The sequence below is a fragment of the Stutzerimonas stutzeri genome (assembly GCF_018138085.1).
GTDB classification, from domain to species: Bacteria; Pseudomonadota; Gammaproteobacteria; order Pseudomonadales; family Pseudomonadaceae; genus Stutzerimonas; species Stutzerimonas stutzeri_AI.
In genome coordinates this window covers 39,257-59,590 of the sequence record NZ_CP073106.1, presented here as the reverse complement: position 1 = coordinate 59,590, position 20,334 = coordinate 39,257, and the positions used below count along the sequence as shown (strand labels likewise).

Annotated in this window: 25 protein-coding genes; 3 read left to right on the top strand and 22 right to left on the bottom strand. The window is 55.2% G+C overall.

Features of this window, described 5'->3' with window-relative positions; all coding sequences use genetic code 11:
- Positions 1-9: 9 nt before the first annotated feature.
- Genes KCX70_RS23120 through KCX70_RS23090 form a run of 7 tightly spaced genes read right to left on the bottom strand, consistent with a single transcriptional unit; the run spans position 10 to position 6,099 of the window.
- A complete protein-coding gene (locus tag KCX70_RS23120) occupies positions 10-846 on the bottom strand; it encodes a hypothetical protein (protein WP_212620427.1) in 837 nt (278 codons plus the stop codon).
- A 14-nt stretch (positions 847-860) separates the two neighbouring features.
- Positions 861-1,133 (bottom strand): IcmT/TraK family protein, encoded by a 273-nt coding sequence (gene icmT / locus KCX70_RS23115; RefSeq protein WP_208218798.1) that lies wholly within the window; start codon positions 1,131-1,133, stop codon positions 861-863.
- Positions 1,130-2,353, bottom strand: a complete 1,224-nt coding sequence (gene traJ, locus KCX70_RS23110; RefSeq protein WP_212620426.1) for a plasmid transfer ATPase TraJ — start codon at positions 2,351-2,353, stop codon at positions 1,130-1,132. Before traJ ends, icmT begins: the two co-directional genes overlap by 4 nt.
- Positions 2,354-2,362: 9 nt before the next feature.
- Positions 2,363-2,878, bottom strand: coding sequence for a Soluble lytic murein transglycosylase (locus KCX70_RS23105; RefSeq protein ID WP_212620425.1), 516 nt, complete (start codon positions 2,876-2,878; stop codon positions 2,363-2,365).
- A 14-nt stretch (positions 2,879-2,892) separates the two neighbouring features.
- The gene (gene pilM, locus KCX70_RS23100) at positions 2,893-3,324 is read right to left on the bottom strand and encodes a type IV pilus biogenesis protein PilM (protein WP_195883116.1); all 432 of its coding nucleotides are present in this window, start codon (positions 3,322-3,324) and stop codon (positions 2,893-2,895) included.
- 2 nt (positions 3,325-3,326) lie between these two features.
- Complete coding sequence (locus tag KCX70_RS23095; protein WP_212620424.1) at positions 3,327-3,854, bottom strand: hypothetical protein; 528 nt, start codon at positions 3,852-3,854, stop codon at positions 3,327-3,329.
- Positions 3,855-3,885: 31 nt separating this feature from the next.
- A complete protein-coding gene (locus tag KCX70_RS23090; RefSeq protein ID WP_212620423.1) occupies positions 3,886-6,099 on the bottom strand; it encodes an LPD7 domain-containing protein in 2,214 nt (737 codons plus the stop codon).
- A gap of 248 nt (positions 6,100-6,347) precedes the next feature.
- Between KCX70_RS23090 and KCX70_RS23085 the strand changes: the two genes are divergently transcribed.
- Positions 6,348-6,887, top strand: a complete 540-nt coding sequence (locus KCX70_RS23085) for a hypothetical protein (RefSeq protein WP_088192768.1) — start codon at positions 6,348-6,350, stop codon at positions 6,885-6,887.
- Complete coding sequence (locus tag KCX70_RS23080; RefSeq protein WP_249121756.1) at positions 6,853-7,551, top strand: hypothetical protein; 699 nt, start codon at positions 6,853-6,855, stop codon at positions 7,549-7,551. The genes KCX70_RS23085 and KCX70_RS23080 overlap by 35 nt, the downstream gene beginning before the upstream one ends.
- A 138-nt stretch (positions 7,552-7,689) precedes the next feature.
- Here the strand turns inward: KCX70_RS23080 and KCX70_RS23075 are convergent, their stop codons facing one another.
- Genes KCX70_RS23075 through KCX70_RS23065 form a run of 3 tightly spaced genes read right to left on the bottom strand, consistent with a single transcriptional unit; the run spans position 7,690 to position 8,807 of the window.
- Positions 7,690-8,154: a hypothetical protein gene (locus KCX70_RS23075; protein WP_212620422.1), complete on the bottom strand. Its 465-nt coding sequence runs from the start codon at positions 8,152-8,154 to the stop codon at positions 7,690-7,692.
- Positions 8,155-8,165: 11 nt separating this feature from the next.
- On the bottom strand, positions 8,166-8,588 hold the full coding sequence (locus KCX70_RS23070; RefSeq protein WP_088192770.1) for a type II toxin-antitoxin system HicB family antitoxin: 423 nt from the start codon (positions 8,586-8,588) through the stop codon (positions 8,166-8,168).
- Positions 8,589-8,624: 36 nt separating this feature from the next.
- Positions 8,625-8,807: a type II toxin-antitoxin system HicA family toxin gene (locus tag KCX70_RS23065; RefSeq protein ID WP_088192771.1), complete on the bottom strand. Its 183-nt coding sequence runs from the start codon at positions 8,805-8,807 to the stop codon at positions 8,625-8,627.
- Between the two features lie 267 nt (positions 8,808-9,074).
- Here KCX70_RS23065 and KCX70_RS23060 point away from each other — a divergent pair, with 267 nt between their 5' ends.
- A complete protein-coding gene (locus KCX70_RS23060) occupies positions 9,075-10,040 on the top strand; it encodes a DNA-binding protein (RefSeq protein ID WP_212620421.1) in 966 nt (321 codons plus the stop codon).
- Positions 10,041-10,659: 619 nt separating this feature from the next.
- On the opposite strand, the gene KCX70_RS23055 is transcribed toward KCX70_RS23060, so the two are convergent.
- From KCX70_RS23055 to KCX70_RS23000, 12 genes are all read right to left on the bottom strand, one after another.
- A complete protein-coding gene (locus KCX70_RS23055) occupies positions 10,660-10,857 on the bottom strand; it encodes a hypothetical protein (protein WP_088192775.1) in 198 nt (65 codons plus the stop codon).
- A 74-nt stretch (positions 10,858-10,931) separates the two neighbouring features.
- Complete coding sequence (locus KCX70_RS23050) at positions 10,932-11,495, bottom strand: hypothetical protein (protein ID WP_249121755.1); 564 nt, start codon at positions 11,493-11,495, stop codon at positions 10,932-10,934.
- Between the two features lie 16 nt (positions 11,496-11,511).
- Positions 11,512-11,997: a hypothetical protein gene (locus KCX70_RS23045; RefSeq protein WP_212620420.1), complete on the bottom strand. Its 486-nt coding sequence runs from the start codon at positions 11,995-11,997 to the stop codon at positions 11,512-11,514.
- Positions 11,998-12,347: 350 nt separating this feature from the next.
- Positions 12,348-12,863 carry a hypothetical protein gene (locus KCX70_RS23040; RefSeq protein WP_212620419.1) on the bottom strand — a complete coding sequence of 172 codons (516 nt, stop codon included), beginning with the start codon at positions 12,861-12,863 and terminating at the stop codon, positions 12,348-12,350.
- 14 nt (positions 12,864-12,877) lie between these two features.
- Positions 12,878-13,234, bottom strand: coding sequence for a hypothetical protein (locus tag KCX70_RS23035; RefSeq protein ID WP_212620418.1), 357 nt, complete (start codon positions 13,232-13,234; stop codon positions 12,878-12,880).
- 9 nt (positions 13,235-13,243) lie between these two features.
- On the bottom strand, positions 13,244-13,825 hold the full coding sequence (locus tag KCX70_RS23030) for a hypothetical protein (RefSeq protein WP_212620417.1): 582 nt from the start codon (positions 13,823-13,825) through the stop codon (positions 13,244-13,246).
- 12 nt (positions 13,826-13,837) lie between these two features.
- On the bottom strand, positions 13,838-14,188 hold the full coding sequence (locus KCX70_RS23025) for a hypothetical protein (protein WP_088192782.1): 351 nt from the start codon (positions 14,186-14,188) through the stop codon (positions 13,838-13,840).
- A 258-nt stretch (positions 14,189-14,446) separates the two neighbouring features.
- On the bottom strand, positions 14,447-14,833 hold the full coding sequence (locus KCX70_RS23020) for a hypothetical protein (protein WP_088193945.1): 387 nt from the start codon (positions 14,831-14,833) through the stop codon (positions 14,447-14,449).
- Between the two features lie 197 nt (positions 14,834-15,030).
- A complete protein-coding gene (locus tag KCX70_RS23015) occupies positions 15,031-16,737 on the bottom strand; it encodes a hypothetical protein (protein ID WP_212620477.1) in 1,707 nt (568 codons plus the stop codon).
- Between the two features lie 33 nt (positions 16,738-16,770).
- Positions 16,771-17,526, bottom strand: a complete 756-nt coding sequence (locus tag KCX70_RS23010; protein WP_212620476.1) for a hypothetical protein — start codon at positions 17,524-17,526, stop codon at positions 16,771-16,773.
- An 11-nt stretch (positions 17,527-17,537) separates the two neighbouring features.
- Complete coding sequence (locus KCX70_RS23005; RefSeq protein WP_212620475.1) at positions 17,538-18,041, bottom strand: hypothetical protein; 504 nt, start codon at positions 18,039-18,041, stop codon at positions 17,538-17,540.
- 134 nt (positions 18,042-18,175) lie between these two features.
- On the bottom strand, positions 18,176-20,308 hold the full coding sequence (locus KCX70_RS23000; protein WP_195883144.1) for a DotA/TraY family protein: 2,133 nt from the start codon (positions 20,306-20,308) through the stop codon (positions 18,176-18,178).
- Between the last annotated feature and the right edge of the window lie 26 nt (positions 20,309-20,334).

Below are 20,334 nucleotides of genomic sequence, written 5' to 3'. Positions count from 1 at the left end.
AAAGATTTCCTAGCCGGCTTGTTGCTCGAAGGAAGAGAGGAGGGGGGCACTCTTTAGTTCTCGCATGGCTTTTCCGGCGAGATTGAGGAACAAATCGCGGCCAATGATCCATTTGTCATTACCCTCGAAGCCGCCACGAACAACTCCATTCGAGCCAGACAACTCGCCTTCATGGTCCAGCTTGAAGGGGCCAAACTGGTGGTAGTCGACAGTAAACGGCCCTTTCCCCAACGGCGAACTGCTGTACCACCGCCTGGAAACAGCCCATGGAGAAAGGCCTATAGCCTCAGCCCGAAATATCTGAAACTTGTCAGGTGCCTGTTCAATATTCGGGACACAAAAAACATGAACGTCGTCCGGGTAGGAAACTGTCGAGAAACCGAACTCGTAAAAAAATAGCGGCTGACTACATGTGCACTTGCCGACCATGAGGCTTGTATCAACATCACCGTAAGAGTCGATACCATCGGGTAAAACCGGCACACCCACACTGTCGCCATCACTCCAACGAATGTCTTTCGAGCCGCATTCGGGGCAAATGTAATCAGCCCAATGCGAGTTGTGCTCAATGGGAGTCAGTTTGAAGTCGATCGGTGCGGTCGGTACACGGAAAGGTCGAATAGCCGCTTCTGCAGCTTCTCTGTCTGCGATAGTCAGCAAAGTCCAGAAGTCCGGGCGGCTACCTAGCGGTGCCTTAGGCGCTATTCCTTGCGATTTCAAACCATGGCTTTCGAGCAGTTGAAGCAGTTCCGGAGTCATTTCAGACGTCCACCACTTGGTGGTGCCATCTTCATTATCAAGCGCCTGCTGAATAATATTTGCGTGTCGGAGAGATAGCTCTGCCATGAAACCTCCTGAATCTATCGATCAATGTCTTGAAATCTGTTTCGATACCACCAGGGGCGTGCGAAAATCCTTGGCCCCCTTACTAGATGGAGAACCTTTCCCCAAAGCACAGTAAACGTTAAGCCGAAGTGGGATAGAACGGTAAAGAAAGCAATAACAAAGCAAGCAAGACCAAACGTCCATAACCGCATGTGAAACAGCCAAATGAAAATCGGTAGAAATGCCATGCACGGAATACCAAATATCTTTGGTGTCCTACCTGCATGTTGCCAAATGGAGATTCTCACGAAATCGCCTCCATACGCATACGAAATGCTTTGTGGCCTACCAACTCGATAAACTCGCTCTGGTCAATCCGCTCCTTAATGAATAGCTCCCAGGCTTTATCATCGAGCGTTTCTTTTGCCGCTTCCAGTTTCTTGCGCAAGATCAATGACCATTGCTCGTAAGACTCGGATTGGAGCTCATTCCTTAAATCGCGGTCAAAAATAACGAACTCTCTGATAGCAACTCGTTTGCCATCAGTGGTTTTAAGAAGACGCTGAACAACAATTACGCGCAAGCAGCCCATAAGCCGGGAAGCGACAGCAGACTGCTGTGCTGGTGGGTATACCTGAATAATTCGGTTGATTGTCTCTGGAACGGATTCAGTATGTACCGTCGCGTAACACAGGTGCCCGCTCAGTCCCGCCTCAATCATGGCGTCCATAGTTTCAAGATCGCGAGCTTCACCGATGCCAATGATACTCGGCTTACGCCGCATGGCATTCTTTAGGCCACGTGCAAAATCACCTATGTCTCGACCTATTTGCGACTGCGATGGCTGCGGGCCTTTCCAGTGATCACCGCCTAGAACGAACTCTACGGGATCTTCATAGGTCACCACTTTCCTATCGGGCATCGCTGAACCGGCGTAGCCGTACACCGCGGCTTGAAGCGTTGTTTTGCCAGACCCGGTAGGCCCGCAGACCAGCACGAGACCTTGAGAAGGGTACATAGCCTCGAACAGCTCAGGTTCAAGGTTCATCTGGAAAATATCTGGCAACTCCGAAGGGATCACACGCAACGTGATTGAGTAGGCTTCGTCGATTTTTGCAACACGAGCCTGAATGAAGTTGCAACGGAACCTGAGTCTCTTGCCCCTTGCAATTCCGAGTTCTTCCCCGGCCAACTCCAAAGCTCTATCGGCGCCTTCGCCAGCACGCATTTTACTTATTACTTCGGCCTGCCAAACGGAGCTTATAAGCGGTGAAAGTTGCCCTTGGTTGATCGTCTGGATGGTGGCCTTACATTGACGACCATGTTTTTCAGCCCAAATGTAATCGCCTCCTTGAATCGTTAGGTCAGAGACCCCCTGGTCTGCGCAGGATTTGAGGAAGCGCATAAAGTTTTGCGCAGTAAAGTCGCCGCGAAAATCAAATGGTTCAAGTAGAGGCTCAATACGAACCGGCTCGCTTTTTTGAATCAAAGCAGCATCTACAGGGCCTGTTTCATTGGGCGATGACATGCGTAATACCTATCGGGATACTATCGTGATTTGTTGAAGACGCTTCCTGATCTTCGCTTTGTATATTTCGGCAGGCGCTCCTCCTGCCGGGCGATGATAGCGTCCTGCAGCCTCTAACCAATCGCCATACTTCTCGAAATGCTGCCTTAGAAGCATCGCAGCCACTTCGAGGTTTCTCCTCGGATTCAATGAATCGCAAGGAGAGGCAAAGTATTTAAATCCGTTATAGCCCCAGTTCAATTGACCGATACCAATATCGACAGAACGGCCGCCGTGTTTCGCGACAGCCGACTCTGCGTCAGCGCAGGCCTCTTTGAATGTCGCAAACCGCCGGCTTTCTCCGGCGACATTCAGCGTCCATGGCCATGGGTAGTAGCCGATAGTCAATTGGGTGTTACTTTCGGTTTTTGCAACTGCGTAAAGATATTCAACAGGCACGCCGGCCTGCATAGCGACATTCTGGTAGGTCGGCGGTGGAACTTCCGCTTTGCATATGCTCGGCAAAAGTATGATAAGAAGCGCCATACAATGCCTAATCATTATAGGATCACCACAGATTCATCCGGCACGCTTGCTGGAACAGCAATTCCGGTATTACCTTCTGAGGGATGTACCAGCACCCCATTTTTCTTTATACCGACAGCGATGGACTCTGTTTTTTCAGCTAAAGCATAGGCTAGTTCAGAACGCCCCTGTGCATAGACATATGCTTTACCAGTAGCGACATAGTTTCCTATATCGTTCATCTTCCTGAACCAGGTTGGCAGCGATAGGTTGTTGTCGGGCACAACTCCGGTGTAAGAGGGGTTTGCTTCAGCAAATAAGGTGACGGCATTTCTGTAGATAAGCATGTTCGTTACGCGGACGTTGTTTTCCGCAGTGAACGAATCGATCTTAGATGCCTCACTATTTTCTGAAAGAAAATAGATCCCGGTAAGCATCGCGACTAAGAAAATCAGAATTAACGGCATAGCTACTTCCAGATGCTTTGCCAAAAGGCACTTTGATCATTCTGAGATGGTTCAATGGCAGGCGTGGATACTGGCGATTGAACAGCCGTAGAGGGCGCTCCCGATTGCGCAGAAGCACTACTGGAAGATGTGGAGGAGGGCTGACTAGCCTGGTTAGCCTCATAGTCGCGGTATATGTTCTGCAACGCTGCAGCCATTCGGCGTTTCGAGTCTGTATCGAGCTCGCCGTTGATTCGCTCCCTGGCGATACGGCAAACCCTGTTGACCAGCTGATCGAGCATGTCGCTGAGTCCACCGCCCCCGCCGAAAGAAGGCGACGTTTGCGCGCCACTGATACCACCGACACATTGCTCCAGGGCGTCGGAGAAGGAGAGCTCCTTCTCCGACGTTTCGTTGGCGGCGGTCTTGTCCTCTTCGTATCCCGTCTGACTGCCGCGTACTGCCGCTTCGCCTGCACGGCAAGTAGCCGCTTGAGCATCTACGGCCAGAAAGAGCACTAGGAGAAGTACGCTACAGATTGATTTTTTCATGACGGGTACCTGAGAGTTAAGAACGACGTTTTTAAGCGCGGGCAGCCCTAGGCTTTCGCGGTGCGCGGGCGCCGGCTGTTTCCACCGGAGCGGCCTGCTCCGGAGTTGCCGCCGGCGCCTTCTGCTTTGGGTCTTGAGTGCCTTCTGCAGGAGCCTTGTCCTTCTCGGGGCGCGCGATCCGCTCTTCCAGGAAGCCCAGCTTGCGATGCATTTCTTCGTCAACGAACTTGCCCACCCGCGCGCCGATGGTCTTACCATCGACGTTGAACAGCACCTCGTCGAAGTAGACTTGTTTGCCATCGTTTCGCTTGTTCACGGCATTGCCGAAGCCGAGTTCTTGCCATTGGGTGTCGTCGCCCTGGCCAACAGCCTTGGAAAGCTTGATGAAGTTGGGTTTGATCTCACCGGTGGATTCGTCGGGTTTGCGCTCGTTCAGATGAGCCAACACTTGCTGCTTTACGCCGTCGACTTTGATAAAGCCCTGCAGGTAATCGCCCTTGCCTTTGAAAAGCAAAACGCTGGTTTCAAACTCGCCAGTCTCGGGGTCTTTCGCTACCCCGCGAAGCACCGGATGTTTGTTCTCGGTATCAGACATGCTGTAGTCCCTCATGTGATTGATTGCTGAATCAATTGCCTCTACTTCGCGGGTATCTGGTTGGCTCGCCTCCTGACTATGAAGTTGTTTGTTGAACTGCTTATGTTCATAAGAACGCAATGCGTCGATACTTGGGTTCTCTACGTAATTGCCAGCAGAGTCGAACCAATACACAGCATCTTCACTTGGCTTTTCACCAAGTTCTTGAAGCAGCAGCGAACGCTCATTGGAATCTGCGACATGCTCATTGATTATCGAGGATTGAGTTTCCCACCAATGAATCGCTTTAACTGGACGTATGTCCTCAACGCTATCGGAGCTGTGAATAGTCGTTGAGTCAGAAGTGGACGAATCATCACTTGCCTGGCACTTCTGTGTTATCGATACCGCCCAGGTATTGCGGCTCGTTTCGATCTGCTTCGTACCGATAATCTTGCCTGTCTCGTCGCGATCAGGACCGGTAACTGTAACTGGCTGCTTGCCCTGGAACTCAAGCGCAACGATGTCACCTACGCCGGCAACGGTTTCAGACATCGCCCGTTTGAGGTCGACCCCCCAAACTGTTTCCTCGCCTTCATCCGTTTCGAGTTTCACGAAGTAGCTCATGTTCTCGTCTGGATCATTGTTATAATTAGCCGCGCCATGGGACAGTACACGCCCCGCGTAGCTGCGAAGAGCTTTGCTGGCTGTTGTGCTCTCGCTTTCGGACTGCGCTGTTGCACTCGCGCTTTCGAGGGGCTGATCGACGGGCTCAGCTTCGCTCGTCGCCTGCAGCTCCATTGGCATTTTGGGTTTGAACTTGTAATCCGGGTACTTCTCTGCAACTTCTCGCAGCATCATTTCTTGTGCGGGGCTTTTGAGCTTGACCTCGATATTGTTCTTAGCGATCACTTCGAGCGCCCTGCGCTTGAACTCCTCCGAGCCTGTCAGAGAAAAGGCACCGCCGTACTTTTCCTTTGCAAGCAACACCGCCGCGAGAATTGCTTCATCATCGAGCAGTGCTTTTTTATCTAAGAGAATGTGACGACCGTGGTCAGTAAAGGCAGGGCGCTCGTGCACTAGGTACATGACACTGCCATCAACCTGGGTCTTATAGGTGATGCTCTCGAGGATCTGGCGAACAACAATCGGCTCAACCGGCGAGTCGGTAGCACTCGAACCGCCTCCGGTGAAACCATCCAAATCCGATGTATCTGCCGGTAGGTTCCTTTGAGACTCGGTGTCGCGTAAGCGCGCGACCAGGTCTCTTGCTGAAACCCGATCCTGCTCAATCCCGCGCCGGCGGCTCGCGGCATTCAGCTCGTCTACTCGCGCGGCTACATCCCCTGCGAGGGCTTGCATTTCCTTGCAGTATTCGTCGTAAAGCCGATAGTTTGCAGCGATGTTGTCCGCCGCAATCTCAGCATCAACATCACCTTCCAAGCTGCGGAAACTGGCGATATCGGCATCGACCCAGTGACGCAGCAACCGCTCTGGGATTACACCTGGTTCTCCCGCTTCATCGGCCGATTCCTTCCAGCGAGAGAAGCTAATCGATCTCGACTCGATGCTAGCCAGCGCAACCTGGCTCACATCGGCGCCGCTCGCGTCGTTTTGACTGTAGACAGCGCTTACGAAATGCTGCATTTGTGCGTCTGACTCTGCGCTCATGGCCATTCCCTTATGTAGCGTGGTGATTACGCTGCCTGCGTCCTTGCCCATCCGTCCTGAACTACAGCTGAGCAAAGGGGTCGAAGGCGGTGTTGTTTGCGTGCTTACCGTCTTTTGTATTGTGTATACTATGCAAAAAATCGGCGCTTGTGAAGGTGCGCGTGAGCCCTGCTGTTGAGGGAATTTCATCGCGCGCCAGACCAAGTGATGCTTCTTTGCTACTATTCGACTAACAGAAGAGTGTGGACATGACGAAAAAGCCCCTTGAGCCTATCTGCGGTACCGACTTGGAGCGCTGGCGGCTGGAAAATGGCCTTTCAAAGGTCGCTGCTGCTGACGCCTTCGGGCTGCAGAAGGCAAAGTGGGAGGAGCTGACGAGCCCCGAGCGCTCAACACAGCCGATCACGGATCCGGCAGTGGCGCTTTGTTTATATGCCTACCGGAACCACCCGGAGTCATCGCCCGTTCGCGTTCCACCTAGCGTCAAGGATTTTTTTGAATTTCTGGGATTTGATTCTGATAACCCCCAGGATTTGGAAGTTTTCGCCACACTTACAGGCAGATCAGCCTCATCGGCTTACCGACTCATCAAGCATGACGGCAAGCCAGGCCGACCGGTAATACGATGGATCGAAGCTGTGCGCAGACTGAACATGACTTCAAAGCAGAGTCACACCTTCATGCGCAACGCGGTGAGTTCGGTAGCGGACCACCAAGGCGTTGAAAAAGTTCTGATTCAGGGTTGGACTAAAAATGGTGAAAGCGGCGAACCCGAACGAGAAGAATGAACATATTATCGAGCTATCGACTGTTTATTTTTATCAGGGAAACGCACCGAAAACGATTGCATTAAAGGACTGTGGCCTAAAGACCAAAAGCCCCATACCTGGGGCTTTTTCTGCATTATATGGATACCAAAGTAAGCAGGAAGCTTTTATGGCGGCGCGCAGTTATGCGAATGAGCATCGCATGGACTTTACTGTCATTGATTTCCTAGTAAAGCTAGATCAAAAGCAAAATCCACTAATGATGAAGCCGGAGGATATCAACAATCATGACTTTATAACCTTTCAAAGGTTATCAAAGTCTATGGCCGAGGATGTTCAAGACGTATTGCGCGAGCGTTTAATACAAGAAGGAACCGACCCTGATACATTGGGCGTGTTCAAACCCCATGTAGTAATAATGCAAAGACCGGATCTTGTTGCCTTGCTTATGAATCAGGAAGATTGGCAGCACTTCAAAGTTGTTGCTCATCCGGCGGATCTGGAGTTCAGCGAACGACCGCTGAACGTAGGAACTGTGCCATATAGACACTGGGGATCGATACAAGAAGCAACCTGTCGACTAAATCCGAATATTCGGATCACCCTAGACGCTCCTGCCGAAGTACATGCTGATCCTGCTGTATCAGTAGCACCGAAAAACAGGACCGCGCAGCGCATGCGCTAAATGATAGCCATTGTTACGACTGCCACCGGCTTGTTCCCATCCCCCCGCCCTTCCTAGGGAAGGGAGCGAGTCGGCCTCTGTCCCCAACGGCCCAGGGGGAAAAGCAAACCCCCTGAACCGCTGGCGGAGCCTTACTTCTCAAGCTCCTGGTGCAAGGGCGCGCTTCGCTTCTGTCCTCACCCGTTCGGTGCTCTCCAGCAAGCTGGTTCCGCTCCGCTGCGGCTTCCGGGCAGACCCTTGACCAACAACCCCACCCAGACACCGACGTCCAACGTCCAACGTCGCCGATATACGCACCCACCAACTCCAGCACCTGGTGATGACCACCTCGCCCTGCAGGAACTCCACAACCAGATCCGCGCCGCCGGCGCCGATCGGCAGCAACAGCACCTGGTCGACCTCGATCGCGCCGAGGGTCCAGCACCGCATCCAGGGGAGGGGGCAGGCCTGCAGCAGCTCCACCGCCGCGCCGGCCTGGCCGGTACCGCCGCCGGCGAACAGCCTCGAGCACGCGCGCAGCGTCAGCACCTGGTGATGGCCACCGCGCCCGGAAACGGTACGCTTGTTCAGCAATGAAAAAGCCCGCCTGGTGGCGGGCTTCATACTTTCAGGCACTAGGCTGCGATCACCGAGATCTCCAGCCGTTGCCCCAGGATGGCGAGGGCATGCTCCACCTGTTCAATCTTCGAGCGGTGAAGCAGATCCACCAGCCGATCCACCTGCGGGCGATTTACACCCAACCGGCGCGCCATCTCGGCCTTGCCAACACCTTGGGCACACATTGCGTTCCACAGCGCGACCTTGGCGGCAGTCAGCGCGGGCAGGCGCACCACGGGCTGGCCAGGCTTTGCCGGCGAAGGCAGCGGTACCGCGCGGCGTTGGTCAACGTAGAGAGACAGGGCCGACTCCAGCCCGTCCACCGCATCCAGCAACGCCTCGGCCTCGTTGTCACCGGCGCTGTTCAGCTCCGGCACATCGTCAGAGCTGATCCACACGCAGCCATCTTCCTGGTGCACGATTACTGGGTAATCAAACATGGTTCACCTCGTCACCTCGCTGGGAAACCCTGAGGCTCATTCCTTGAGCCCCAGGTCTTTCAGAATCTTCTTCCTCAACCCTTCGCCAATTTCCTTGGATCCATGGTCGGGGACGATGGTCTGGCGGTCACCAAAGTATGCCTTGAAGTGGCTTCCCTTAGCTGGCTCGAAGCTGACGCCTTGAGCCTTCAACCACCGCCGAAACTCGCTGTACTTCATGTGTAGTCCTTGTTCGTTTCGACAGGAGCAGTATGCAACATTTCTGATGCCTGCGCAACAAAAATGATGCTTTTTGGTCGGTTCGCAAAGGCCCGCGTGGCACCATGCCGGGCCCCAAGCTGCAGCTTCTGGCTCATAGACTTGCATCATGCAATCACCGTGCATAGGGCAGGGCTTTATTTATTTGTTAGTTCGTTTATTTATTTATTTGTTTATTTGATCCGGTTGAGCTAAGGTCTCTGCATTACATTCACTGGAGCAACACCTATGCGCCCTGCAGAATTCACAGCCGAAGAGATCATTGAAGCAGGCCAAGCTCTGCAGGCGTCCGGCCGCAACGTCACAGGCTTTGCCTTACGTCAGAAAGTTGGTGGTGGAAACCCAACCCGACTTAAGCAGGTTTGGGAGCAGCACCTGGCAAGCCAGTCAGTGGTGTCAGCAGAACCTGTTGCTGAGCTTCCAGTTGAGGTGGCGGAACAACTCTCGCAGGTTACACAGGCTCTAACTGAACGCCTTTCGACTCTGGCCACGGACCTAAATGATCGGGCAGTCAAAGCAGCGGAAAGGCGAGTAGGGGAGGTTGTTCGCGCCGCGGGCGAGCAACGCGAGCAGGCTGAAAGGGAATTGGCTGACGCGTCACAGACGGTAGAAGATCTAGAGCGGCAATTCGATGAGGCTCAGGCTCGAGTGCTTGAGCTGCAGCAGCAGCTCGCCGATGCAGAATCGGCGAAGCAAAGACAGCACGTTGAGATGGCTCAACTGCAAGCACAGCTAGCTGCATCAGAGAAGTCAGCAAGGGAAGCAGCGACGGATTTCGCAAAACGTGAGGAGGAGCTTAAGGAACAGGTTGCCTCTAGTCGCCGCGCCGAACAGGCTGCGCGCGAAAATGAAGCCCAGGCCAGAGGTGCTATGGCTCAAGCAGAAAGGCAGCACGTCGAAGACGCAGAAGTCGCGTTGAGGCTGCGTGGCGAGCTTCGTCAGACCACTGATAAATTGGCTACAGCCACTGCCCAGCTCGAATCCAATGCGGAACAATTGAAACAAGCGAAAGCTGAGTTGAAAAACCTTCGGGATGATGTGAGGGCCGCTGAGCGCGCCGCCGCCGAGGCCACAGGACGAGAAAATGCAGCGCTGGCCCAGGTTAAAGCTCTTGAGGCCGCGCTAAAGAAAACGGGCGGAGCTGCAGGCCCCAAGCCCGCCGCCGCAAAGAAGCCCAGTGTCCCGAAAAAATAGTACATCTGGCACCGGCAGAAAGCGCGCGCAGATCCGCATCGCCGGCGCCGATCAGCAGCAACCGCCCCTGGTCGCCCTCGAGCGCACCGAGGATCCAACTCCGCGCCCGGGGGAGGGCCTGCGGCAGCTTCACCACCGCCCCGGCCTGGCCGGCAACGCCGCCGGCGGACAGCCTCGAGCACGCGCACAGCATCAGCACCTGGTGATGGCCACCGCGCCCTGCAGGAGCTCCACAACCAGATCCGCGCCGCCGGCGCCGATCGGCAACAGCACCTGGTCGACGTCGAGCAGATCGAGGATCCAGCTCCGCGCCCAGGAAAGGGGCGGGTCTGCAGCAGCTCCACCTCCAAGCCGGCCTAGCCGGCAACGCCGCCGGCGGACAGCCTCGAGCACGCATGCAGCGTCAGCACCTAGTGATGGCCACCGCGCCCTGCAGGGCTTCACCAACCAGTTCCGCGCCGCCTGCGCCGGCGCCGATCAGCAACAGCACCTGGTCGACGTCGAGCGCACCGAGGGAAAAGCCGGGAAAAAGAAGGTGACCAGCAGCCTCAATACCGATGTGCTGGAGTGGTCAAAGAACGAAGATGCTGGCCGTTGATCGTATGGCGGGGCGCTTGGATCAGGAACATTCCGCCTGGCGCTTCCGCTCTTTGCGGAGCTCCTCCTGGAAGGCCTCATCCAGCAGGCTAGGGCGCTTCCTCCACGGCTTCCGCTCCGGCTCAGGCTGTGGCGCATAAGTGACAACCTCACCGCCATAGACCGCCTCAAAACGTTGTTTCTGGCGCTCCAGCTCTGCACGTAGCTCATCTTTCGTCATGCTCGTTCCCGATCGATTCGACGAGCTCAGACTAGCACAGCTTCAACCCGCACTTCGCCAGCGGCTTCCGCAAGTTACTGGAGCTTTCGCCGCACAATGGCTAAGTGAGATGGCTTTTCAGTTTCTTCAGTAACGCGTACCTGCATAGCAGGTTGCATCTGCATCACCTCAAAGCCCATTTCTTCAAACCACCAGCCACCGAGCATTGACCGGTCATACGATGGCAGTTCAAGAAAACCGTTGTCTTCGGACCAGAAGCGGCGACTTACTGGATGCACAAAATCGAGGTCACACATACCATCGGGGTAAAGGCACACGACTACCTCCCAAGCTATATCCGGAGGTAATGGCCAGCGATAGTCAGTGTTGACGAATCGCTGCCGTTGTCCTCCATCATTCCAGCCTCGAAGCCCATATGCAAAAGCGCGCAACTGCCAGAACGCGATTGGGCCGAAACGTTGTGCATAACGCTTGCAGACTGCACGCAATGCCCGGCGGATATACGGCGTTGGAAGCCCCCAGCAGTAGCAGCTAATGCCCTGTTGGTAGAACATCTCGTAGTCCATATTCGGCATGCCGGTTTCGTCTACAGCGTGCTGGTGAAAACTGTGAGCATGTAACATCGGCGCGCGAAGCATGACTGATTACCTATTCCTAAGTGCGACCGCCACTAAGCCGGCGCGCAATCGAAAACAGAGCCTGTCTTTCGGCTGAATAGTCAGGCGTATGTTGGAAGGCGACCCAATCGTCGGCGATCACAGCCAGCTCTGGATGCATCGATAGAGACGGCCACAGATTGCCGCTTGGTTTGACGATAGGTTCAACGCTGCGTCCCTTCGCATACAGCAGCCCCCAGCGAAGCGGCACCTCTTCCGGATTAATCAGGCCTTCGGGGCACAGGTAAAAGCGGTAAATGCCCAAGCCCCCCCGCGCGCGCTCAGGCTTTTTCCGATCGGCGAAAAAGTCCGCCCGGCTCACTTTGACCTCGATGATTGCCGAGCAAGAGCTACGGAAACCGATAACGTCTGGCTGCTCTCGGCTGCCGATGCACGTGAGCTCCGTTGCCACCACGGCGAAGCCGTTGCGCTTGAGCCATCTCGCGCCTAGAACGGTGAGTGTGTTGTGTTCTTCGCTAGGCACGGGCGTTTTCCTATCCGCGTGCGATTTTGCAGGGGGTTGGTATTACCGGCCGGAGAATCCGTTTGCCGTCTTCGCCCAACAGGGAGGGCTGTGCTTTCTGAACCGGCTCGTAAACTCCATTCCAAGGGGATCCCCACTCGCCTTTACGAGGTGCATACGCAACTCCATTCACACACACGGTTTCGTCATCCGCGAACAAGCCAAAGCCGACCTTCTCAGAGCCTGACAGAGCCATAAATGCAATGCCGAGAGGTGCGCCGAGACAGAGACCCAAGCCAAAAGCGATAGCAAATAGCCTTGGAGTGCTCAGCGAGAATTTCAATTCATGTATAGCCATCAGATTTTCCAGATCAGTTACGCTTTGCTATACACACGTCGATAGCATCGGCACCGGCCCTCAGCATGTCATCAGCCCAGAGCAATATTCTGTCGTTCAATTCAGTACCTGGCTTGATGGCCCGCTGCTTGAACTCTGACAGAGCAAATGTCACGACTGCGCATTTAATGATACGCCCATCAACATCCGCGTTTACGGAGCAGCCGATACCATCCTCAACGAGGTATCGGTGGCGCTCCATGGACATCAGCCACTCCTCGGCTTCGCCTCCAGAAAGTCTGAGTGATGGGGCGTTGATAGGCTCCGTCAGACCACATTGGGTCACATAGCCATAAAGCTCGATGTAATTTGCCGAAAGGTCTTCGTACAGGGTCATTCCTGGTTGGTCTTTTACCCATCCCTCCGCTGTACGCTGCCAGATCTCGGTGGGCCCGCCATTGCGTATTTGGACTCGGTTACAGTCAAAGCCAGACAGAGCCTTTGCAATGTCGGCTACAGCTGTGTTGGCGCGGATAAATACGTCGATCATGTTGGTTTCCCTGATCAGTGAACCGATAACGAAATCGTTGCGTCAGCAGCATGGAGAAAGCGAGAAGCCATGGTCAGCGCCTCCACCATGTCGGGCACTTCAAAGCAAGTGGTCTGCAGGTCTTCAAAGCTGTAGTCGGTACGATCAGCGCCTGTGGCCAGAGTGATGGACATACCGCCACCGTCCTGGCCGGTCATATCAATGGCCAAATACTCTGTGCGGTGAAGACGGTAAGCCCAAACGGTCGCGCTGATATTTCCGGTCATTTTTGAGCGTGCTAGCTCGGCCATCTGAGCCGCCCAAAGTTCAACCTCTGCCAGAACCTTGGACCAGCTTGGCCCCAAGTCACTTTTGATCTGTTCTGTTGTCATGGACGTCTCCTACTCAGCCTTCGGCCAAGTAAACGACGTTGCAGGATCTGCATGAGCGTATTCAGGGAATGCTGACTTGAGGATCGAGTTGCCATTGGCGATCTCGGTCATGATCGCCAACGAGAAGCTCTCCCGGTTATAACCCTGCAGCGCTTCGAGACGAGCCTTAACCGCATCGGGCTTGTTGAGAGGTATCCAGGCCTCGTACTCGCTATAGCGCGCCGAGGAGTTAGCACGCCAACCCGCGTAAAATTCTTCCAGGGCTTCTTCGTCTTGGCCGATACGTGCCTGTACTTCGGGCAGCGCTACGGCCTGATCCAAGTCCAGGCCCTGCCCAACGGATTCGGAGCCCCACTGGAAGGCATATTCCAACTCGGCGCGGCGATCGTCATTCATTGACTGGCTACCTCTGACGTAGTTGCGCGTGCACCTGCAGTTCAGCTCATAGAAGCGCACGGCTTCGGCATCCGGCACGCTGGAGGGGCAGGGCACCAATGTTTTTGTGGTATGGATGCAGGCGCAGCCATCTTCGAAGTACGTGCGGTTCGATTTGAGCCGATCTTTTTCGGCCTGCTGGCTGCTCAGCATCATGTGTGGTCTACCTCACCGCCGGAAAGTGCGGCATTGGCCCGCAAGCTTCGAGGTTGCTTTGGCCGCACTGGTGACGTAGCCGACCATGGCGGCACCTCCAGCGAACGCGAACGGCCAGAGGCCGAAGCCGAAGCCTGCCTCGAGGTCGAGCTCGAACCAGTCGTTGAGGAGTGCTGGGAGAAGGTAAAACAACAGGATCGTCCCAACTCCCCAGAGGATCGCACCGGTCTTGCCGGCTTCGCTGATTTCATGCTCAGTGGCCCCGTAGACGATATCGCCATTACAGCCCTGGCATACCTTTGCCCCATCTTGAAACTCGAAGTGACACTGCCCGCATTTATAGGTATTCGTTTCCTGCACCATGATTCCCACCTTCGTTTGTTGAATCCCATCCCCCCGCCCTTCCTAGGGAAGGGAGCGAGTCGGCCTCTGTCCCCAACGGCCCAGGGGGAAAAGCAAACCCCCTGAACCGCTGGCGGAGCCTTACTTCTCAAGCTCCTGGTGCAAGGGCGCGCTTCGCTTCTGTCCTCACCCGTTCGGTGCTCTCCAGCAAAGCTGGATCCGCTCCGCATGCGGCTTCCGGGCAGACCCTTGACCAACAAAAATTACATACGTACGTACTTATGGCCTGAACATCTCATTATCGAAAAGAGGCCACGCATGAATCTCCAGGGCGATGAGCCCGGTAAAAACCAGGTCTTGCACCGTGACGTCCGGGATCGGTTTGCCGAGCATCCTGGCGGCCTCGATCACTACAAAACACTCGCGAGGCATGGTGCGGATCACTGACTGAGAACCTTCAAGGCGCTCAAAGGCTTCGCTGATCACATCAAGCCGATCACTGTGCTTAGCCTCCCGCATGTGGCCTATCAGTTCCGAGGCGGAACGCGCTTGGCGTTGAAGAGCTGACAGCGCTGTATAGATCCGCTCGGGTGACGAAACCGTCATATTCGGCGGTACAGCCGAATTGTTCAGCTCAACGAGCCGGAAGGGTGGTGGCGTCCCCATCAAAATTACTCCTGTGCTGAATGGCCTGAGCCGTTCGGTGTCAGCGCGAGGCGGTTATTTCCTATTGCTATTAAAAATGCACTGCTTATCGCGATTTAACATAAGATACATTATGCGTATCACGCCAGGCTATTTGATAGCCTGGTTCTATTGGGTGCCGTTAGGCAGATTTGTCAGGTCGAGGCAAACACCACCAGTCAGGCGCGCATCGCCGGCGCCGATTTCTTCTTAACGTCCTGGGCCACGTCTGCGGATGGCGCTCTGAGCAATTGCGGCTCGGCACCGCTTTGCTCGCGCAAGCCATCCCGATAGGCCCCGCGCAGCTCATTGTCGCGAAACAGGGACTCGCCAGAGGAACCATGTACTTTCGCCAGTAGGCCGACAACCTGGTGAATCTCAGCCTTCTGCGTATTGGCATCACGAGCCGCACCTTCTAGGGCAGTTACAAGCTCTTTGAACTCGGCCCCGCTGAGCGGTCTGCGCTGTTTCTGCAGCACTTCCGCCAGGAGAATTGCCCAGTCAGAAAGCTCCGGTTCACCACCCTGGCGCAGATATTCTTTGCGTTCCGAGACCTGGATGATCCGCTGAGCCGCCCAGAAGCGCTCAGCATCGTAGAATGGACCGTCCTCGTTGAGGGCAATAAACTCGGCAACCGTTTCCTTGAAACTCTCCCGGTAGTCCTTGTTGTTCATGTTCCGGGAAACGACAGCCAACCCTTGGTCGCTGACATCACAACCAAGAACGATCTCCAGCGCATCTTCATTCGCTCGGATCTTGGCCTCTCCAGCTGACGATGGCTTACCTTGAGCCTGGTAGCGCTGCGCAATTGAAGACACCTGGTCAAGTGGCGCGGCCAGCTCCTTGAGCTCAGCAGACAGGGCCGGCTCGGACGATTTTAGTTCTTGGCCGTATAAACCAACCTTGCCGGCATTGATCAACATCACCGTCGCGGCTTCGTTGATCTGCGATGGCTCGTCGATTCCTCCGAAATCACGAACATCCGCTGCAACCCAATCTCGAGCAACGTCGAGGGTTATGGTTTGCCTCGCAGCAGCCAGACCGAGGAGAGAGACCGATCCATTAAAAGCCTCAGCACGCTCGCGGATTCCCGCAAGCCCGGCTCCTTTCTCGATCTTGCTTGCTAACGCCAAAAGCTCAGGATCCTGGTCTGCCGGCTGGCTGTCCCGTAGGAGCTCTTTAAACGCGTCGGACACCTCAGCCTTGAGATCCTTTAGATTGGCCCAAGCGGATTCGGGAACTTCTTCGTGATCAATGTCACGAGCAATATGCAATTCGCACGAATGGTCGAGTAGACCGTCTTCGTAAGCCTTCAACAGCTCAGCATCCGACGCTGTGCCAGCGGGCATTGGCTTACCTGCGTCGCCAGCTAAATACGCAGCTTCGAATTCGGCAAAACGAGGATCATCCTCATCGAGACCATCCAGCAACCCCATAGAAGCGGCATCCGCAGCCTTCCGGTCTTCCTTCGCGAGCATGTTCCGCTCATGAATGAACGAAGCTGCGTCGATGGTCAGTTGAAACTGTTCCCCCGGTAGCGCCCAGCCAAAGCTGGATGCGAGCGCTGCAGCACGTTGCTCAACTGCTTGCTTGTACTCGCCGTTCGAGCTCATCGCGTTGCCGATGTAATAAGCGAGCTCTTGCTGTTCTGGCTTGCCAGGCAACTGTTCGAGCAACCGAACGTGATCGTCCGCGAGATAGCGAATATTCCGCTCATCCACAACGCCTTCGGCAATACGGTCGAAATCGCCGTAGACCTGGGACATGGTCTGCTTGCGAGCATAAATGCTGGGTTCGTCGTATGAATCCAGATCCCGATAACGATCGGTGATAGCATCCATCTCGGCTATACGAGCAGCCAGTTCGGGACGAATTTCAGTTGCCATGTGCCACCTCAGGGAAATCAGGATCTGTGAACTTCAAAGCACTACAGTGCCCAGCAGCGTTTCGGTGCGAACGTCAACCAATTCGATACGCGCGTGAACGGGTATCGCATGCGCGGTACCACCGGCGACGGACCTGACGAAAATGTACAGATCTCCCCTCACCTTCAATCCGCCGCTAGCTCTGGCCGATTCGATTGCCTGCGCCTCGGCCTCATCTTCTACGGGCAGAAGGCAGTCGACCGAGCCCTGCTCGATCTTGAGATAAGCCCCTTGGGGATTACGGAGCGAAGCTGACCAACAGGAAGCCCCGTAACTCGCTATGGGGAATCCGCGGCGCTCAAAATCATATGCACCAATCGACAAAGCGTTCAGCGCGAAGGTATCGCTAAGCTGACCGCCTACCGGCAACTTGAAATACTGCTGGGCGCCGTAGGTCTCCAGCTTCTTCTCGACCTTTGGCCGCTCAGTCTCGGCAAGCGATCTGCGCTTGAATGCGTCAGCCTCGTTATGAAATGTCGGCGATAGACGAGACAGCAGCTGGTCATCATCGAGCACCTCCAGTTGCTTATCCCAAGCGGTCAGGACATACGTCAGGGCAAGGCCATGAGGCTCCGCGTTCAGATCGGAATAGCGATCCAAGCTGACGCTACGGTCTGCAATAGCATCAGGCGCTGCAGCCGGCCCCGGTTTCGATGGGTTTTCATTCGCCAAGGGCTTTTGAGGTGATTCAGGATCACAGCCAGCGAGGCCGAGGCCGAGCACAAAGAAAAAGGGTACGAGGTATTTCATCAGCATCATCCTCAGCCGAACGTGGCCCCCAGTTGCGCCATAAGAACGTCCGATTCACGCCTGTTAAAACGGAACCCAATCAGTGGAAGTTCAGGAACCTTCGTAGACATCCTCAACAACGCGGGTTCACGCTTGAATGTCTCGACTTCCCAAGAGCGAACTTCCGGAACATCAAGCACCGCTTCAACGCCGGCCTCCAGATCGATAAAGAGAACCTTGCCCGCAGCGCGATCAACTCCAACGTAGCGGTTGAGCAAAACAGAGAACGTCTCGAAGGTCGGCTTGAAATCAGGCGCAACACGCCGAACGGAGCGGAGAAGCCGTGATTTGAATTGTGCCGGCAACCACGAAAACATCAGATAGCCAAGGACGAAGTAGGCAGAGGAGCCAACCAGCACAAACCCGGACACCTCCGGATCCCTGGAATAGTTCATGGCGCAGACAACGAAAAGCGGAATCACTGGAACCAGGCCCAGTGCGTAAAACGTGCGCAACAGATACCAAAGCGTGTTCATGAGAATTCCTCGTGCGGGGTGTTTCTTTTGTATCATAGCCATTATACGGACTCTTGAGGCAATACTAGCACGTGATAATGACAGCGCAAAGGCCTATAGAGAAAGGGCCAGCAGCAGGCTGGCCCTTCTATGGCTTACGCGCGCATACCGTCGCCTTCCGCCCCCTGCCCGCCTGGTTTGCCTCCCGGCTTGCCGCCACGATTCATGTGCTCCAGCTTCGCGCCGAAGACATTGATTGCATTCCTCAACTTATCGTTGTCCTCACGCCCCATAGTCGCGGACGCATGCCCACCAACCCAGTTAATGACCTGGTCAGGAACGATGAAGATCAGGTTGAAGCTGCTGTGAACAAGGTTCAGGCACATCGAGCAATAGATCGACAGGTAAAAGATGATGCTCACGAGCCCTGTGACCGAATCGAATTGCGCGTTAGCCAGGGCAATGCCAAAGAGCTGGTTCAGCAGAGTACCGCCTGCGATTACTCCGGCACCGCCGAGGAAGAAGCCGATCACCATCAAAATAGGCCTCACCATGACGTTGAGCAGGAAGATATAGCCATGGCCTGCCCGGGCGCCCATGCCGTCACCTTCCCCCCCCAAGTGCGTAATTGCCCACAGTGGCGCAGCGATGATGGCTTCGCCGACAACAACTAACCAGTTCACCGCCGCCCCAAACCAGACTATGAAAGGAACCATCGGGATGTAGGTCGAAAGCGTGCCTCCTAGAATGAACAACGCAACGATCGCCATTACCAGGAAAGGCGACATAGCCTCTAAAGCGCCCTCAAGCGCATCGCCGATCGAGGTAAGCGCATTGCCAATGCGAGCGGCAATACCAGCTACAGAAAGTCCGTCCTTGGCCTTCATCAGCACCTTGGCGGCGATGTAGGCGCCGAGAGCAGTTTCTCCAGCGGTCATTGTGTAGTCGCCCAGGTTCTTCATCTTGATCAGGGGATTTACCTGTCCTCGCCCTTCCCCGCCGGCATTCACATCGATCAGGTAGTTCACGATGCGCTGGCCAGGTGCGTTGAAGATGCTGCCAATCACCTTGCTGGAGTCGGCGCCCGCAGCCCCCTTTGAATAATCGCCAGCACTACTGCTGCCGAGCGTGGGCGTGTACGAGCTGTTGTTCTGCTGAGCCTGGAAGGCCTCACTGGTGACCTTGAACACGGAGAGCATGGCGGGATCGCCCTGGGCAGACATGCCATAAACGGAAGCCTTCGCCGCTACTGCATCAGATAGCTTGGTGTTGGCCTGAGCGAACGTCTGGTACCACGCACCGAGGGTGAGCCATCCTCCTTCCTTGATAGAGCTTGCAAGCTGGTTGGCCAACCTAGCGATGTTTCCCTGTTTTGTAGCCGCGGTTGAACTGATCGTGTTCTCGTACTGCTGAGCGGCTGTTTGGATAGCCATCTCAGCATCTGGAACGGAGCCGCCCCCGGCCTGTTTCTGAAGCACTCCAACCACGAAACTCTGGGCAGCGCTATTGAGGGATCCCTGCATCTGTTGCAAAGCGTTGAGGTGCGCTTGGCGCAGCTCCGAAACATCGATCGTACCGCTAAAGAAGTTCGTGGACTGGGGCTGAGGCTCCAGGTCAGTGTTAATGTCGGCGCCGCCACACAGAAAACTGGCATTCTTGAGCGCAAAACCCGAGCTGGTAGGAGCCTGCTGGATGTAGCCGTCCTGGGTGATCAGCGCTCCACTCGCCTCGGCCTGCGCCAGGCCAGCGTTGATTGAATGCATGCACAGGTTCATTTCGAAAACGCTGCGAGCAAGACTCACTGTACTGGGCATAACAGGCTGAACAACCATGGATTCTCCGTCGCTAAACGCTTCAACCGAAGCGTCCACGCCGAGATTCGCGATGCCCACGCCCATGAGCGAGGCCGCCCACAGCATCAGGAGCTGGGAAAGCGCCCAACCATTTGCTGTGGGTACCAGGGCAGCAAGACCCCATACCAAACGAATGGGATCCCACAACATATTGCGCTGGCGGTCGAAGATCGTGCCGTCATGAGCTGTCTGTGTAAGCTTCTTGAACATCATGTAAATGGCGAAGATCGCGCCAACGACCAGCAGGGCACCGTTGGTGACTTGGAACACGCTCGCAAGGATCGTGTCGCCCCCGCCTCCCCCACCTGTCGCCAGAGGGTTGTTCACGACGTTACCGTAGATGGCGACCAAGGCCTCGCGGGACTTATCGCCAGACCGCTTGGCCGCTTCGGAGATTTCACCCAGAGTCGTTGAGCTGTTCGCCCATACAGACATGGAAATCCCCCACGCCCAGATCCCAA